The following is a 14251-nucleotide window of genomic DNA, read 5'->3' as shown; positions in this document are numbered from 1 at the left end:
TACCAATTTTTAGACACAGCATTTATAACAAAGTCACATTTTCACTTAATAAACTTAAAATAGTTTAGAAGAACTTCGTCATTTAGGTTCTTAGGAGTGAATACTTCTAGTAGTTTTGGTTTGGCTCCTTCTGAATAAAAAGATTGAAGATTACTTTCTAGTTCTAATTCATTTGAAGTCGTTAAATATTCTAAACCATACATTCTACATAAATGTTCTGCGGTTAAGTTATGATTGGTTTCAAAATATGTATTGAAATTATCGGTATTCTTATGCCCCGGCAATATTCTGAAAATACCGCCTCCTTGATTATTAATGACAATGATTCTAAAACTTTCAGGAATGTGGTCATTCCACAAACCATTACTATCATACAAGAAACTTAAATCGCCAGAAATAAGTGTAGTTTGTTTCTCGGTAGCAACAGCACAACCAATAGCTGTAGATGTACTACCGTCAATACCACTGGTACCTCTATTACAATATACCTCTAGCGTCTTGTTTATATTGAATAACTGTACGTAGCGTACCGTTGAGCTATTACCCAGTTGAAGAATAGTATAATTTGGAATAGCTTTTAAAATAGATTGAAACGCTTTTAAATCTGTAAAATCAATATTGTTTAAGTATTCGGTATGTTTATAGCGTCTCTCTATCTTTATAGTTTCCCAACGAGGTCTGTAATCACTAGAAATAGACTTTGTTTGAGCTAATAACTTAGAGAAAAAATAATTGGGTTGAGTTTCAATAAATCTATTTAAGCTGAAAAAAGTATCATTGGCTTTTATAGTGTCAATATGCCAATGATGTTTTGGTTTCTGATTCCTTAAAAAGGCTTTGATCTTTTTTGAAACAATTAAACCTCCAAAGGTTAATATAATATCTGGTTGCAGATTTTTATACCCAGCTTCATCTAAAGGTGCAATGATTTTATCTATACTCGGGAAAAAGTTTTCATGATGAATATTTGAAGTTGTTTCAGTAAATACGACAACACTGTCGTCATTTGCTAAAATATTTAACCATTGCTGTTCAATTTGATTGGGCTGCTTTACCCCTACCAGAATCATTTTTCTTTTGGCAGCATTCCAATCTTCTATACAATTGTTCAGTAATGATTCATCAATCACTAATGGTTTTTGCTTTATGGGAATCACTTCTGGATCAACTGTTAATTTTTCAACACGATCATATAAAGGTTCATCAAATGGAGCATTAATATGTATTGGTCCACTTTTTTGAAAAGCTATATTAATTGCTTTGTTGATTTCCAACTCATTAAACTCCTGAATGGATTGTTTTAAGCCTAACAAAGTTTCAAGCTTATTTTCAAGGTTTTTAAAAATAGGAAGTTCTTCGCCTACTTGGTTTTCATCTTCCTTTAAATCCAATTTTAAATTTGCTGAATAGAGAATATGATTTTCAAATACATTTGGCTGATTAATGGTTTGCCCATCTCCTACACCAATTAGATGCTTTGGTCTATCGGCCGAAATAACAACCAACGGAATATCACTATAATACGCTTCGGCCACTGCCGGATAATAATTTAAAAGTGCACTACCAGAAGTACAAACTACTGCTGTTGGTTCCTGTAATTGTTGTGCTATACCCATAGCAAAAAAAGCAGCACAACGCTCATCTACAATACTATAACACTTAAAAAAATCATTATTGGAAAAGCCAATGGTTAAAGGGGCATTCCTGCTTCCTGGAGAGATAACAACATGCTTAATACCTTTAGCCTTACAAAGCTGTATAACGGTTTGCGCAAGTGGAATTTTCGGGTATATCATTATACGTATAAAATGAACCGCTAATGTAAGAAATCCGACTTAAAAGTTCTTGAAACATCTAACTAAAAAATGTGAAACCCTAGCTGACATTGTAATTACAAGATACTTTTAATCACCAAAGACTTTGCAATTGTTTCTTCCCATTCTTTTTCAGGATCAGAACTTAAGGTAACTCCACCTCCAACATAAATAATAGCTTCAGAATTTAGTAATTGCATGCAGCGTAGGTTTACATAAAGCTGAGTGCTATTTTTGGTTATTGAATAAGCTCTATTTTCAACATTACGTCTTCCAGAACGCGGAGTTTTAGTAGTTTCTAAATTTAATTCACCTAAAAAACCCGTATAGAACTCGCGGTTGTAGCTTTCATGCTCTAAAATAAAATCTTTAGCTGCTTGCTTTGGTAAGCCACAAACAGCTGGTGTTGGGTGAATGGCTAAAATGACTTTCTTTAAGTTAGAATCTGATTTTAAATGGGCCGAAATCATGGTTTTCAAGTGCAATAAATTCCCAGCTTTAACTGTATTGGTATCTGAAATCTTGATGCTTTCGGCGGATGGTTTTAAACAATCTACAATAAAATCTGTAACAATTTTTTGTTCCTGAATTTCTTTGTCTTGCCACTTTACATCCATCGTTCCATTATAAACTTGTGTTCCGGCTAATGCCATGATTGAAAACCGATTACCTTCAATTTTTACCAAAGTTTCAGGGGTTGCACCCAACCACAAGCCTACTTTTGGATGATACCAACAATACACAAAAGCAGATGCATATTTGTCTAATAGTTTTTTGAATATTGAAATAGGATTTGCTTCGGAAAGGCTTACTGTTTCCATTCTTGACAATACCACTTTTTTAAACGAATCATTTATGATGGCTTCAACGCCTCTATTAACCATTTTAATGTGATGGTTTTTGGCTTTTAAAACTGATTGAGATTCATAATGAGATGTCTCGACTACATCAGACGTAAAAAAAGGAATGTTAATTGATTCTGAGTTTTCTAAAGGAATTAAAACCGTCTCTTCTCTATCATCAAAAGGTGAAAACACAAAACCTTGTTCTGTAAATTCCGATGTAAAAAATAATTCGTTAGATTGTTGTAATAAACACTTAACCTCAGTTTTATTAGGTTTTCTATATAATACAAATGGTAATTGCTGATTGTATTGTAATTCAATTCGTTTAAAAAAATCTTCCAAAGTCATGTAGTTATTTGGTTCTTGGAAGAGAAACAGTCGTCAATTTACACAACGAGATTAAATTATCATCATCATCCGTCACTCTAATTTCAAACAATTGTGTGGTGCGCCCTCTATGAATAAACGTTGCCTTAGCATACACATTTCCACTACGCACACTCTTTATATGGTTGGCAGATATTTCAATACCTCTTACAAAAAACTGTTTGGTATCTAGAAATAATTCGGCAGCAAAACTTCCGCAAGTTTCAGCTAAAGCCACGGTGGCACCTCCATGCAATACGCCATCGGGCTGATGTACTTTTGGTGTTACAGGCATTTTTAAAACCAAAAAATCATCGCCAAAGTCAATCATTTCAATATTAAGCGTCTCTAACAAAGTGTCTTTTGCTATAACTTGAAATCGCTCCTGAATTACTTCTTTAGATAATTGCATAGAATAGTTTATTTTTAAACTTTGGTGCGTAAAAATACGAAATGCATCTATAATTTTAGTTTCATTTTAAAAGATTCCTACCTTTACTGGAATGACAAATTATGAAAATACCAACCCTTGAAGATAACCGTGTAAAGCTCACTTTATTAGGTATGAGCAATTATAAGAATTTGCTTGAGATTGCCCAAGAACCTAACTTGGTTCAATATTCTCCTAGTAAGATTGATACACCTGAAGATTTAAAGGACTACGTGCAAACAGCTGTTGATGGTTATTATAACCGAACCACTATTCCGTTTATAATTTTTGATAAACAAGCCAACGCCTTTGCCGGTTGTACACGCTTTGGACTTATTAATTGGAAAAACAAAGTACTGCACATTGGTTGGACTTGGATTGGACGGGATTTTCAAGGCACAGGACTTAACAAACATATGAAGTTTTTAATGCTTCAATATGCTTTTGAAACTTTAAAGTTTGATAAGGTAGAATTTAGAGTTGATGAACGTAATATACGTTCCAGAAAGGCTGTTGAAAAACTAGGAGCAAAACTAGAAGGTGTTTTACGTAAAGATACGCTTATGCTTGATGGGTTTAAACGAAGCACCTGTTGTTATGGAATTTTAAAGGAGGAATGGGAAGAACTTAAAAAAACAATATAAATACCTTAGTACAAAGAATACTGTCTCCCCTCAATAACCAAATAAACTGGTTTATGCCTTGTTGTGGGCTCAAAAAGAAGGGTTTGTTTTAAGCTCTTTTTTGGCTTTATGGTTTTCTTTTTTTTGCTTAAAGTTGGCAATCTAAGAGAATAAGTGTTACCCACTCTATCTACACCAAAAACTTCATATAAATTTATAACCACAGGAGTATTTCCATTATTCTTAATACTTACTTTGAATTCACTAAGTGAATTTGTCATATTACTTCTATAATTATATCTTGAAAAGGCTTCTACCCTCTTTAAAACAATCACTTCAACATGCTTCAAGTCTGGGTTTTGTGCAAAAGAAAACAAGAAAAAACAAAAGCAGATGACTGCTATAACGAATTGATTTGGGCTCATAGACAACAATTAATCACCAGGTGTCGTCTTAGTTGTAATGAGAACCACCCCATTAGCTCCTCTTGCTCCATATGCAGTTGCAGCAACTCCCTTTAACACGGAGACATTTTTTATGTTTTGAGGAGCCAGATTACTCAACATATCAAAGGCCTGCACATTCCCATCAATAACAATTAAGGCTGCACCATTGCCATTAATAGAACTCTTACCACGAATTACAACGTCAGAACCGCTCACCCTAACATTGGGAATTTGATTCAATATTTCATACACACTATAAAAATCAGAATAACTCTTATCACGCGTATTTACCGAAGCTACCGCATTAAGATTTTTTTCATCTAGTACATGTCCGTACGCAACAGCCAGTTCTTGATTTTTTGAATTGGGCTTAAGTATTAAATTTATAAAAGCTGTGGTAGTATTTTCAGTCACTTTGAAGCTTTCCGAATTAAATCCTTTGGCACTTACCCGAATTTTATCACCAGGTAAACAAGTAATCTTAAAAACGCCTATTGTATCTGTCAACACTATTTCCTTTGTTCTTAGTAATTTAACCTCAGCTTTAACAACGTGAATATCTTCAAAGGTTGTAACAACACCTTTAATGGTTCTTTCTTGAGCATTAGCATCTGAAGGGGTAAAGAATATTATCCCTAAAATCAAACTAAAAACAGTTAGAAATAGGTTTTTCATGGCTTATGATATTTGAATAATTCAAATATTAAAAGTATAAAAATTATACCATTAAATCTAAGGGTATATAGCTTGTTATTCCCTTAATTTAAAAAGGATATCTAACAATTCAATATTAGGGGCTTCAACAATCTCATAAGCCTCTGGAATACTAGCTGCTAAATCAGATGCTCTAAAAGCTTTAAGTGATTCTATAGAATCCCAAACGTAGATACCTCCGTATTGGCCAGTATCTGCCATTTTAACGTAATATTTTTGCAGCAGTCCCGAGATAGCCTTAAATTGAGGCTCTCGTTCTTTAGCTCTTCTTAAAAGTTCATCTTCAGGAAGGTTAGATTTTAATCTTATTATTTGTAGAATCATAATAATAGATGTTATATGTTGGTTTTCTTATTAAAAAAAATCAGTCTAAAGGCTCTACCCACAAATTTCTAAATTGTATTTTTGAACCTTCTGCTTGTAGACCAATACTACCCTTGGTAACCGAACAATTGGTGGCTACATTTTGAAGTACACCATTTACCATTAGCTCAATTGTATCACCTTTACAAGTAATATCATAGCTATTCCATTCTCCAGCTAGATTTTCGCTTGAAGATTCATATTTAGAGATTAATGGTTTATGTTCTGCAGTAGATGTATAAGTGCTATCTGCAAGTGTTGCGCTTCTTCCTACTCCGTGAACAATGAAGTCACCGGCATTTTCGTGTTTTAACTGACCCTGATAATGCCCAACCCAAATTAAATCATCTCCAGAAGTATGCACAAAAACACCACTATTTGTTGGCTCTTCTGGGTAACGCCATTCTACATGTAATTTGTAGTTTGAATATTCTTTAGTAGTTCTTAAATAACCAATAGGAACACCTACAGTTTCAATCATACCATTATTCACATAAAAATAATTATTTGGATTAACGGTGGAGTCACTTACAAAAATTGTCCAACCTTCTAGATTTTCACCATTAAACAAGTGCTCTCTTTTTGATGTACTGCATGATGCTAACACCAGGACGAAAATTATAATTGGGAAGAATGCTTTCATAAATCTATAGATTAAATTTCAATAAATATAAATGAATAATATTATAAACCATTATTTAGCAAGAATGGAAAAGTTAGTATCTTAATTCCCATATACATTTGTAGTATCAATACAATAAAAATGAAACAAACGAATAAAGCGTTTTATCAAGAAAGACTCAATATTATCATTGAATACATCAATAATAATTTAGACAGTGCAATTGACATTAAAACGCTTGCAGAGATCTCTAATTTTTCACCCTTTCATTTTCATCGTATTAGTAGAGCGTTATTAGGCGAGCCTATTGGAGCATATATTTCTAGAACGCGTATAGAAACTGCTGCCAAAATAATTCGATATTCAGATTTAGACATGGAAAGTGTTGCTTATAGTGTGGGTTTTGAAACACCATCATCATTATCAAAAAAGTTTAAATCTCATTTCGGAATTTCTCCTTCGGCATATCGAAAAAACAAAAGTTATACTTTAAAAACTGTAAAAAAAATGGACATTACATTAAACATTAAAAAACCAAAAATTTTAGATATTGAAGAGCAACGATGTATTTACTACAGAATGCAAGGAGCTTACCAAACACTAAATTATTCTGGAGCTTGGGAAAAGCTTTGGGGACAAGTAAAGGAGCAAAAACTGTTTACCAAGGGCATTCAGCACATTGGGCTTCCACATGATGACCCGAAAGTAACTAACGATGATAAAATTAGATATAACGCGTGTTTGATAATACATAAAGATGCTAAACCATCCGGTGATATTGGTACTAAAACTTTAAAAGGAGGTAAATTTGCAGTGTTTTTATATCAGGGCTCCTACAAATATTTTGAACAGGTTTACAACTATCTATTTAATGATTGGTTGCTAAATAGCGAATACGAAATAAGAGATGAACCAGTTAGGGAAAGGTACATCAGTCACCCAGATAGAGTGGCAGAAGAAAAACTAAAAACAGAGTTTTATATTCCAGTGAAGTAATTTATTAAACGAAACTTGACAAATCTAAAGCATTAATCTGCCCATGTGAAGCATGGGCAACAACTACTCCTTCTTTAACAACCAAAAGTTGAGGAGATTCATGCCTAACCTGAAATTTAATCCCAACTTCATTAGACACATCTCTATGATTAAGGATGTCCAAAAAGTATAAATCCAAATCATCCTCAGTAAAATTATAAGAATCAATGAACTGATTCATAACCATTCTGCTAATACCACATCGGGTTGAATGCTTAAATATAACTTGTGTTTTTTGGCTAGATTTTACTTTAATAGTTTCTAATTGCTGCAAGTCGTCTAAGGAAACCATGGCAAAATCTTTTCTTCCTTTTTTACAGCGGTTTCTGAACCAAATATTTTATTTAATAATCCCATATTTTTTTTGAATACTTATCTTTTCCTAGCCTTAAGTCGAAGTTATTACTTAAACTTACAAACTGACGAAAAGTCACACCAACACACTGTTTAAACGACATTTTGTCTTACAAAAATGCTTGGTAAGGTTATTGACAAAAACAAGATGTAAAGAAAATAAATTTAAGCTATGAACTTTGATAATTATACAATAAAATCACAAGAGGCCATTCAACAGGCGCAACAAATTGCACAAGGATATGGTCATCAACAAATTGAGAACGAACATCTCTTCAAAGGTATTTTTGAAGTAGACGAAAATGTGCTGCCTTTTATTCTAAAAAAGCTAAATGTTAATGTATCTATACTGGAACAAGCTTTAGATAAACAACTAGAAAGTTATTCAAAAGTTAGCGGTAGTGAACTCATGCTTTCGCGTGAAGCAGGCAAAACTTTAAATGAAGCTGCTCTTATTGCTAAAAAAATGAAAGACGATTATGTTTCTGTAGAACATTTAATTATTGCTGTATTTAAATCAAAAAGTGAAATTGGTCAAATGCTAAAAGACCAAGGTGTTACCGAAAAAGGTTTAAAAGCAACTATTGAGGAGCTACGAAAAGGTGAAAATGTAACCTCTCAAAGTCAAGAAGACACTTATAACTCTTTAAGCAAATATGCAAAAAATCTAAACCAACTTGCCAAAGAAGGTAAGCTTGACCCTGTTATTGGTAGAGACGAAGAAATAAGACGTATTCTTCAGATTTTATCTAGACGAACCAAGAACAATCCCATCTTAGTAGGTGAACCAGGTACTGGTAAAACGGCCATTGCTGAAGGGTTAGCTCATAGAATTATTGATGGTGATATTCCTGAAAATCTAAAAGATAAACAAATATTTGCCCTAGATATGGGAGCCTTAATAGCTGGTGCTAAATACAAAGGTGAGTTTGAAGAGCGCCTAAAGGCTGTTATAAAAGAAGTAACAACAAGCGAAGGCGATATCGTGTTGTTCATTGATGAAATTCACACTCTTGTTGGAGCTGGTGGCGGACAAGGAGCCATGGATGCTGCAAACATTCTAAAACCAGCCCTAGCACGAGGAGAGCTTAGAGCTATTGGAGCCACTACATTAGATGAATATCAAAAATACTTTGAGAAAGACAAAGCTTTGGAGCGTCGTTTCCAAAAAGTAATGGTAGATGAACCGGATAATGAAAGTGCCATTTCAATCCTTCGTGGTATTAAAGAGAAGTATGAAACGCATCATAAAGTCCGCATCAAAGATGAGGCTATTATTGGCGCGGTTGAGTTATCCACACGCTACATAACTAACAGGTTTTTACCGGATAAGGCTATTGATTTAATGGATGAGGCAGCTTCAAAACTTCGGATGGAAATCAATTCTAAACCTGAGGAATTAGATGTCCTTGATAGAAAAATCATGCAGCTGGAAATTGAAATTGAAGCCATTAAGCGTGAAAAAGATGAAAGTAAGTTAAAATCACTTCGCTCGGATTTAGCAAACATTAAGGAGGTTAGAAATGAACTAAATGCAAAATGGAGGAGCGAAAAGGAAGTGGTTGATAATATTCAAAACACCAAGCTGGATATTGAAAACTTCAAATTAGAAGCTGAACGCGCTGAACGTGAAGGCGACTACGGTAAAGTAGCCGAATTACGCTATGGAAAAATAAAACAAGCTCAAGAAGCCCTTGAAGCACAACAAGCTATTCTTGCAAGTCAACAAGAAAATGCCTTAATAAAGGAAGAAGTAACTTATGATGATATTGCTGAAGTGGTTGCAAAATGGACAGGCATTCCGGTGACTAAAATGGTGCAAAGCGAACGCGAAAAGCTTTTAAAATTAGAAGATGAATTGCACAAACGTGTTGTTGGACAAGAAGAAGCTATTGTTGCTGTTAGCGACGCTGTAAGACGCAGTAGAGCTGGTTTACAAAATCCACAAAAACCTATTGGTACATTTTTATTCTTGGGAACAACAGGTGTAGGTAAAACAGAGTTAGCAAAGGCTTTAGCTGAATATTTATTTGATGATGAAAATGCACTAACTCGTATTGATATGAGTGAATATCAAGAACGTCACGCGGTAAGCAGATTGGTTGGTGCACCTCCAGGATACGTTGGCTATGACGAAGGTGGACAATTAACAGAAGCTGTTAGGCGTAAACCCTATTCTGTTGTGCTTTTAGATGAAATTGAAAAAGCACATCCAGATACGTTTAATATTCTATTACAAGTATTAGATGAAGGCAGATTAACGGACAATAAAGGACGGGTGGCAGATTTTAAAAATACCATTATCATCATGACCTCTAACATGGGAAGTCATATCATTCAGGAGAAATTTGAAGCTATTAAAGATATGGACACGGCAATGGAATCTGCTAAAGTTGAAATCCTAGGCTTACTAAAACAAAGCGTAAGGCCAGAGTTCTTAAACAGAATTGATGACACCATAATGTTTACACCGCTTTCAAAAGAAAACATTGTAGATATTGTTGGTTTACAATTAAAAAGTGTGACAAAGATGATAGCGCAACAAGGAATTACATTTGACGCCACTCAAGAAGCTATTGCGTATTTAGCTGATAAAGGCTTCAATCCTGAATATGGCGCTAGACCGGTAAAACGTGTAATTCAAAAAGAAGTATTGAATGCTTTGAGTAAAGAAATACTCGCTGGTAAAATTACAACAGATAGCATAATTTTACTGGATTCGTTTGACGATAAACTGGTGTTTAGAAATCAAGGTGACTTGGTTGCTGAAGAATTTTAAAAATAATCTATAAATTGTTGTAACAATTCTTAATTTCAATAGTCTATTAGTTGGTTGGTTAGTTGAAAAAGCAACGTGAATTCTTTAATTAGATGATCGTTGCTTTTTTTATTGAATATCTTAATATAAAAAGCGGGCAGTTACGATGAAATGATCTCTAAATCCGGTAAAAATCATAAATCTTAGTTTAAATGCAATATTTTGAAAACTAAGAAGTTAAAAAATTATGAGTTGTCGTTCGTCGAAAATTAGCTCTTAAAGCAAATTTTAACAGCAATTATTTATAATTTAGTATCAAATGTAAAGCCCCAACTCTACATTTAAAATAATGATTAATAGCAACTATTTTATTTTATCTTAATAATAAAATAGCCCCTAAAACCTACTTATTAAGAATGAACATTTTTAAACACATTGAATTAACCCAGTTAGATCCGGCTACTACAGAACGTGATATTATTGACTTATGCCTTATGGCCAAAGAACAATATGTACACTCGGTCTGTATTAATAGTGCCTACGTTGCTTTAGCCAATGAATTATTAAATGACAGCGATATTAAAATATGCTCTGTAATTGGCTTTCCTTTTGGAGCTACCGATACCGCCTCCAAAATTCATGAAGCCAAAAGCGCTATCGCAAACGGAGCTACAGAAATTGATATGGTTTTGAATTTAGGCTTATTAAAAAGCAAGAATTACGTATCTGTATTAAAAGATATTAGCGATGTAAAAATAGCAATTGGAAACATTCCTCTTAAAGTTATTTTAGAAATATCTGAATTAAACAAAAATGAAATTATTAAAGCATGCCAAATATGTTTGGATGCTAAAGTTGATTTTATTAAAACGTCTACCGGATTTTCTAAAGGAGGAGCCACTTTAACTGTTGTAAAGATTATTAAAAAAACTATTAGAAATAATATTAAAATTTGTGCTTTCCATGGAATTGAAGATGAAGAAGCAGCTGTAAAATATATAGAATTAGGTGTAGATAGGATTGGTGTTTCAAGGCAATTTAAAACTAATAGTATGGCAGCTTAATAACTGTTAAATTACTCAATATATTTTAGGCTATATAGGTTATTCAACTTTATAGCCTTTTCTTTGCTAAACTGATTTTAATCATTGTTTAAAGATGAAAAAAAGAAGCATCTTAGCATATTGAAATTAAAGGTTGATTTCAAATAAAAATAACCTTAACTTTAACATAGTTTTGAAACCCTTAAACACCTATATAGACCACACACTTTTAAAAGCAACCGCAACAAAAGAAGATATTATTAAACTTTGTGAAGAAGCCAAGCAATATCGGTTTTTTTCTGTTTGCGTTAATAGCTGTTATGCTGCTTTAGCAAAAGAACAATTAAAAGACTCTGATGTAAAAGTTTGCTGTGTTATAGGTTTTCCTTTGGGAGCTATGTCTACCGAGGCCAAAGTGGCTGAGGCTAAAACGGCATTGGTAAATGGTGCCGATGAGATTGATATGGTAATCAATGTTGGGCTTTTAAAGAGTAAAGATTTTGATGCCGTTTGGAAAGATATCGAAGCGGTAAAACTATGCATGCCAAATAACATCTTAAAAGTTATTTTAGAAACATGTTACATTGAGGAAATAGAAATTATTAAAGCTAGCGAACTGGCTATTCAAAGCGGCGCAGATTTTATAAAAACCTCTACGGGGTTTGGGACTGGTGGCGCTACCAAGGAAGATGTTAAAATTATGGCCAGTATCTGTAAAAAATGTATAAAAATCAAAGCTTCGGGTGGTATTAAGGATACTAAAACGGCTTTAGAATATATAAATCTTGGGGTAGACCGAATAGGCACTTCTTCTGGAATAGCTATTATTGAAGGAACATCTTCTAATTCAAATTATTAAAATTTATGAGCGTACATATTGAAGCAAAAAAAGGTGAAATCGCAGAAACTATTTTACTTCCTGGAGACCCTTTACGTGCTAAATGGATAGCTGAAACTTTTTTAGAAAATCCAGTTTGTTTTAATAAGGTTAGAGGTATGTTGGGCTATACAGGAACATACAACGGCAAAAAAGTCTCAGTAATGGGAACAGGTATGGGTGTGCCTTCAATATCTATTTATGCTCATGAATTAATAACCGATTATGACGTTAAAAACCTAATTAGAGTTGGAAGTGCCGGATCTTATCAAAAACACGTAAAAGTAAGAGATGTTGTTTTGGCCATGGCTGCATCATCAAACTCTGGTGTAAATGAATTACGCTTTGACGGTGCAGACTATGCACCTACCGCTAATTTTGAGTTGTTTCAAAAAGCAGTTGAAGCCGCAAAAAGTAAAAACATAGATATAAAAGCTGGAAATGTATTTACTTCGGATGAATTTTATGCTGACGACTTTGAATCTTATAAAAAATGGTCCAAATTCGGAGTGCTTTGTGTTGAAATGGAAACAGCTGGATTATACACCGTAGCTTCTAAACATAATGTAAATGCCTTAACCATTTTAACTATTTCTGATTCTTTAGTAACCGGTGAACGTTTATCTAGCATAGACCGAGAAACCACTTTTAAAGATATGATGGAAATAGCTCTAGAGCTGGCATAATTTTAAAACATGAGATTTTTACTTTTAATTTTTGTTGTAGCTCTTACTTCTTGTGGAAAATCAAAAGATGCAAATATATCTAACAAATCAGATGCTTCAACATATTACTTTATTCGTCATGCTGAAAAAGACAGAAGTAATCCTGATTACAAAAACCCACATTTAACTGATATTGGTGTTCAACGCGCTGAAAATTGGAGCAAAATTTTAGATAGCATTAAATTTGACTTAGTATATTCTACTGATTATAATAGAACTAAAGAAACTGCAAAACCTACGGCTCTTAAAAATAATATTGAAATTACTATTTACAAGCCTCATCCTATTAAAGCAGGTACTTTCTTAAAAAACACCAATGGCAAAACTGTATTAATTGTTGGGCATAGTAACACAATACCTTCGTTTGTTAATGCCATTCTTAAACAAGAAAAGTATAATATTATAGAGGATAACAATAACGGTAACTTGTATATTATTTCAATAATTAATGGTAAAGTTTCAGATAGATTAATATCCTTTAATTAACCTTCACATTTTTTAATTGAATTTTAGAAAGCAACTCCAATCCATTGTTTTCAAAAAGAATCTCTAAGTTTTCCAAAGACTCACTTTTTTCTTTTGGTTTATAGTTATTGTAATCAACAAACCTGATACCGTTTACGAATCTTTCATTGTAAGCTTCTCTAAACCTTAATCCAATACCGTGGTTTTCGGCATAGGAATATGATAAATAATCAACTTTAAAAGTATCTTTATTAACAAAATAAAAGAAAATATCTTCATAATCTTCTCCTCCACATTCTTCATTAAAAATGACTTTAATTTTGTGGTAAGTATTGCCTTTTATGTTAACATCATTTAAATACGATTTATTAACCGCAGCATCGTTCAAGCCATAAGGTAAAACAGAAAAATAGTGTACAGAGTTTACAGATGCAGAGTACCTTGGTATCATACTATCTGAAACTTTCACTAACACATCATTAATTGTCCTTTTAAACCCAGAATTACTTAGTTTATCTGTGAATATAAGTGAATCCTTACTAAAGCTTCTTCCTAATTCAAAAGATCCATTATTTCTAATTGCGATATAATGAATATCTCTAAAATCGAATTCAATAGTTGACGTTTTAATTAAATCACCACCAGAAACTCTAATTGATTTATCAATAGTTACATTAGCATCTATAGGTTTGTTATTACAACCAAAAAAGTAGAATGCAACCAAAATCAATAATACAGTTCTTTTTAGCATAAACTGAAATTTCAATATCT

Annotated in this window: 16 protein-coding genes; 7 read left to right on the top strand and 9 right to left on the bottom strand. The window is 33.1% G+C overall.

The genetic code is table 11. The features are described from left to right. Positions 1-41 precede the first annotated feature (41 nt). The 3 genes from menD to FUA22_RS16725 form a co-directional block, all read right to left on the bottom strand. Positions 42-1796: a 2-succinyl-5-enolpyruvyl-6-hydroxy-3-cyclohexene-1-carboxylic-acid synthase gene (menD, locus tag FUA22_RS16735; protein ID WP_147769735.1), complete on the bottom strand. Its 1755-nt coding sequence runs from the start codon at positions 1794-1796 to the stop codon at positions 42-44. Between the two features lie 95 nt (positions 1797-1891). Continuing rightward, entirely contained in the window at positions 1892-3007 is a 1116-nt protein-coding gene (locus tag FUA22_RS16730; protein WP_147769734.1) for a chorismate-binding protein, read from the bottom strand. A gap of 4 nt (positions 3008-3011) precedes the next feature. Next, a complete protein-coding gene (locus FUA22_RS16725) occupies positions 3012-3437 on the bottom strand; it encodes a PaaI family thioesterase (protein ID WP_147769733.1) in 426 nt (141 codons plus the stop codon). Positions 3438-3538: 101 nt separating this feature from the next. On the opposite strand from FUA22_RS16725, the gene FUA22_RS16720 reads away from it, so the two are divergent. Beyond that, the gene (locus FUA22_RS16720) at positions 3539-4099 is read left to right on the top strand and encodes a GNAT family N-acetyltransferase (RefSeq protein ID WP_147769732.1); all 561 of its coding nucleotides are present in this window, start codon (positions 3539-3541) and stop codon (positions 4097-4099) included. Between the two features lie 5 nt (positions 4100-4104). Here FUA22_RS16720 and FUA22_RS16715 read toward each other — a convergent pair whose 3' ends face one another. The 4 genes from FUA22_RS16715 to FUA22_RS16700 form a co-directional block, all read right to left on the bottom strand. Then, entirely contained in the window at positions 4105-4503 is a 399-nt protein-coding gene (locus FUA22_RS16715) for a hypothetical protein (protein WP_147769731.1), read from the bottom strand. 9 nt (positions 4504-4512) lie between these two features. Continuing rightward, on the bottom strand, positions 4513-5199 hold the full coding sequence (locus FUA22_RS16710) for a TonB-dependent receptor plug domain-containing protein (protein ID WP_147769730.1): 687 nt from the start codon (positions 5197-5199) through the stop codon (positions 4513-4515). Positions 5200-5274: 75 nt separating this feature from the next. Beyond that, entirely contained in the window at positions 5275-5562 is a 288-nt protein-coding gene (locus tag FUA22_RS16705) for a YdhR family protein (protein ID WP_147769729.1), read from the bottom strand. Between the two features lie 40 nt (positions 5563-5602). After that, positions 5603-6244 (bottom strand): 3-keto-disaccharide hydrolase, encoded by a 642-nt coding sequence (locus FUA22_RS16700; protein ID WP_147769728.1) that lies wholly within the window; start codon positions 6242-6244, stop codon positions 5603-5605. Positions 6245-6364: 120 nt separating this feature from the next. On the opposite strand from FUA22_RS16700, the gene FUA22_RS16695 reads away from it, so the two are divergent. Then, the gene (locus FUA22_RS16695) at positions 6365-7219 is read left to right on the top strand and encodes an AraC family transcriptional regulator (protein ID WP_206667119.1); all 855 of its coding nucleotides are present in this window, start codon (positions 6365-6367) and stop codon (positions 7217-7219) included. A 4-nt stretch (positions 7220-7223) separates the two neighbouring features. Here FUA22_RS16695 and ytxJ read toward each other — a convergent pair whose 3' ends face one another. After that, positions 7224-7550 carry a bacillithiol system redox-active protein YtxJ gene (gene ytxJ, locus FUA22_RS16690; protein WP_317132117.1) on the bottom strand — a complete coding sequence of 109 codons (327 nt, stop codon included), beginning with the start codon at positions 7548-7550 and terminating at the stop codon, positions 7224-7226. Positions 7551-7784: 234 nt separating this feature from the next. On the opposite strand from ytxJ, the gene clpB reads away from it, so the two are divergent. From clpB to FUA22_RS16665, 5 genes are all read left to right on the top strand, one after another. Further along, entirely contained in the window at positions 7785-10391 is a 2607-nt protein-coding gene (gene clpB / locus FUA22_RS16685; RefSeq protein ID WP_147769726.1) for an ATP-dependent chaperone ClpB, read from the top strand. Positions 10392-10786: 395 nt separating this feature from the next. Beyond that, the gene (gene deoC, locus FUA22_RS16680) at positions 10787-11434 is read left to right on the top strand and encodes a deoxyribose-phosphate aldolase (RefSeq protein ID WP_147769725.1); all 648 of its coding nucleotides are present in this window, start codon (positions 10787-10789) and stop codon (positions 11432-11434) included. A 172-nt stretch (positions 11435-11606) separates the two neighbouring features. Next, positions 11607-12272, top strand: a complete 666-nt coding sequence (gene deoC, locus FUA22_RS16675; RefSeq protein ID WP_147769724.1) for a deoxyribose-phosphate aldolase — start codon at positions 11607-11609, stop codon at positions 12270-12272. A gap of 5 nt (positions 12273-12277) precedes the next feature. Continuing rightward, entirely contained in the window at positions 12278-12976 is a 699-nt protein-coding gene (gene deoD / locus FUA22_RS16670; protein ID WP_147769723.1) for a purine-nucleoside phosphorylase, read from the top strand. 9 nt (positions 12977-12985) lie between these two features. Further along, the gene (locus tag FUA22_RS16665; protein ID WP_147769722.1) at positions 12986-13501 is read left to right on the top strand and encodes a SixA phosphatase family protein; all 516 of its coding nucleotides are present in this window, start codon (positions 12986-12988) and stop codon (positions 13499-13501) included. Here the strand turns inward: FUA22_RS16665 and FUA22_RS16660 are convergent. Then, entirely contained in the window at positions 13494-14231 is a 738-nt protein-coding gene (locus FUA22_RS16660; protein WP_170309958.1) for a DUF6503 family protein, read from the bottom strand. The genes FUA22_RS16665 and FUA22_RS16660 overlap by 8 nt on opposite strands. Between the last annotated feature and the right edge of the window lie 20 nt (positions 14232-14251).

The organism is Seonamhaeicola maritimus, assembly GCF_008056315.1.
GTDB lineage: Bacteria > Bacteroidota > Bacteroidia > Flavobacteriales > Flavobacteriaceae > Seonamhaeicola > Seonamhaeicola maritimus.
This window is presented reverse-complemented; position numbering and strand designations above follow the sequence as displayed.

Coding starts and splice junctions, on each gene's coding strand:
- clpB (WP_147769726.1), top strand. CDS start 7,785: ATGAACTTTGATAATTATACAATAAAATCACAAGAGGCCATTCAACAG.
- menD (WP_147769735.1), bottom strand. CDS start 1,796: ATGATATACCCGAAAATTCCACTTGCGCAAACCGTTATACAGCTTTGT.
- FUA22_RS16710 (WP_147769730.1), bottom strand. CDS start 5,199: ATGAAAAACCTATTTCTAACTGTTTTTAGTTTGATTTTAGGGATAATA.
- FUA22_RS16730 (WP_147769734.1), bottom strand. CDS start 3,007: ATGACTTTGGAAGATTTTTTTAAACGAATTGAATTACAATACAATCAG.
- FUA22_RS16695 (WP_206667119.1), top strand. CDS start 6,365: ATGAAACAAACGAATAAAGCGTTTTATCAAGAAAGACTCAATATTATC.
- ytxJ (WP_317132117.1), bottom strand. CDS start 7,550: ATGGTTTCCTTAGACGACTTGCAGCAATTAGAAACTATTAAAGTAAAA.
- deoC (WP_147769725.1), top strand. CDS start 10,787: ATGAACATTTTTAAACACATTGAATTAACCCAGTTAGATCCGGCTACT.
- FUA22_RS16700 (WP_147769728.1), bottom strand. CDS start 6,244: ATGAAAGCATTCTTCCCAATTATAATTTTCGTCCTGGTGTTAGCATCA.
- FUA22_RS16705 (WP_147769729.1), bottom strand. CDS start 5,562: ATGATTCTACAAATAATAAGATTAAAATCTAACCTTCCTGAAGATGAA.
- FUA22_RS16720 (WP_147769732.1), top strand. CDS start 3,539: ATGAAAATACCAACCCTTGAAGATAACCGTGTAAAGCTCACTTTATTA.
- FUA22_RS16715 (WP_147769731.1), bottom strand. CDS start 4,503: ATGAGCCCAAATCAATTCGTTATAGCAGTCATCTGCTTTTGTTTTTTC.
- deoD (WP_147769723.1), top strand. CDS start 12,278: ATGAGCGTACATATTGAAGCAAAAAAAGGTGAAATCGCAGAAACTATT.
- FUA22_RS16660 (WP_170309958.1), bottom strand. CDS start 14,231: ATGCTAAAAAGAACTGTATTATTGATTTTGGTTGCATTCTACTTTTTT.
- FUA22_RS16725 (WP_147769733.1), bottom strand. CDS start 3,437: ATGCAATTATCTAAAGAAGTAATTCAGGAGCGATTTCAAGTTATAGCA.
- FUA22_RS16665 (WP_147769722.1), top strand. CDS start 12,986: ATGAGATTTTTACTTTTAATTTTTGTTGTAGCTCTTACTTCTTGTGGA.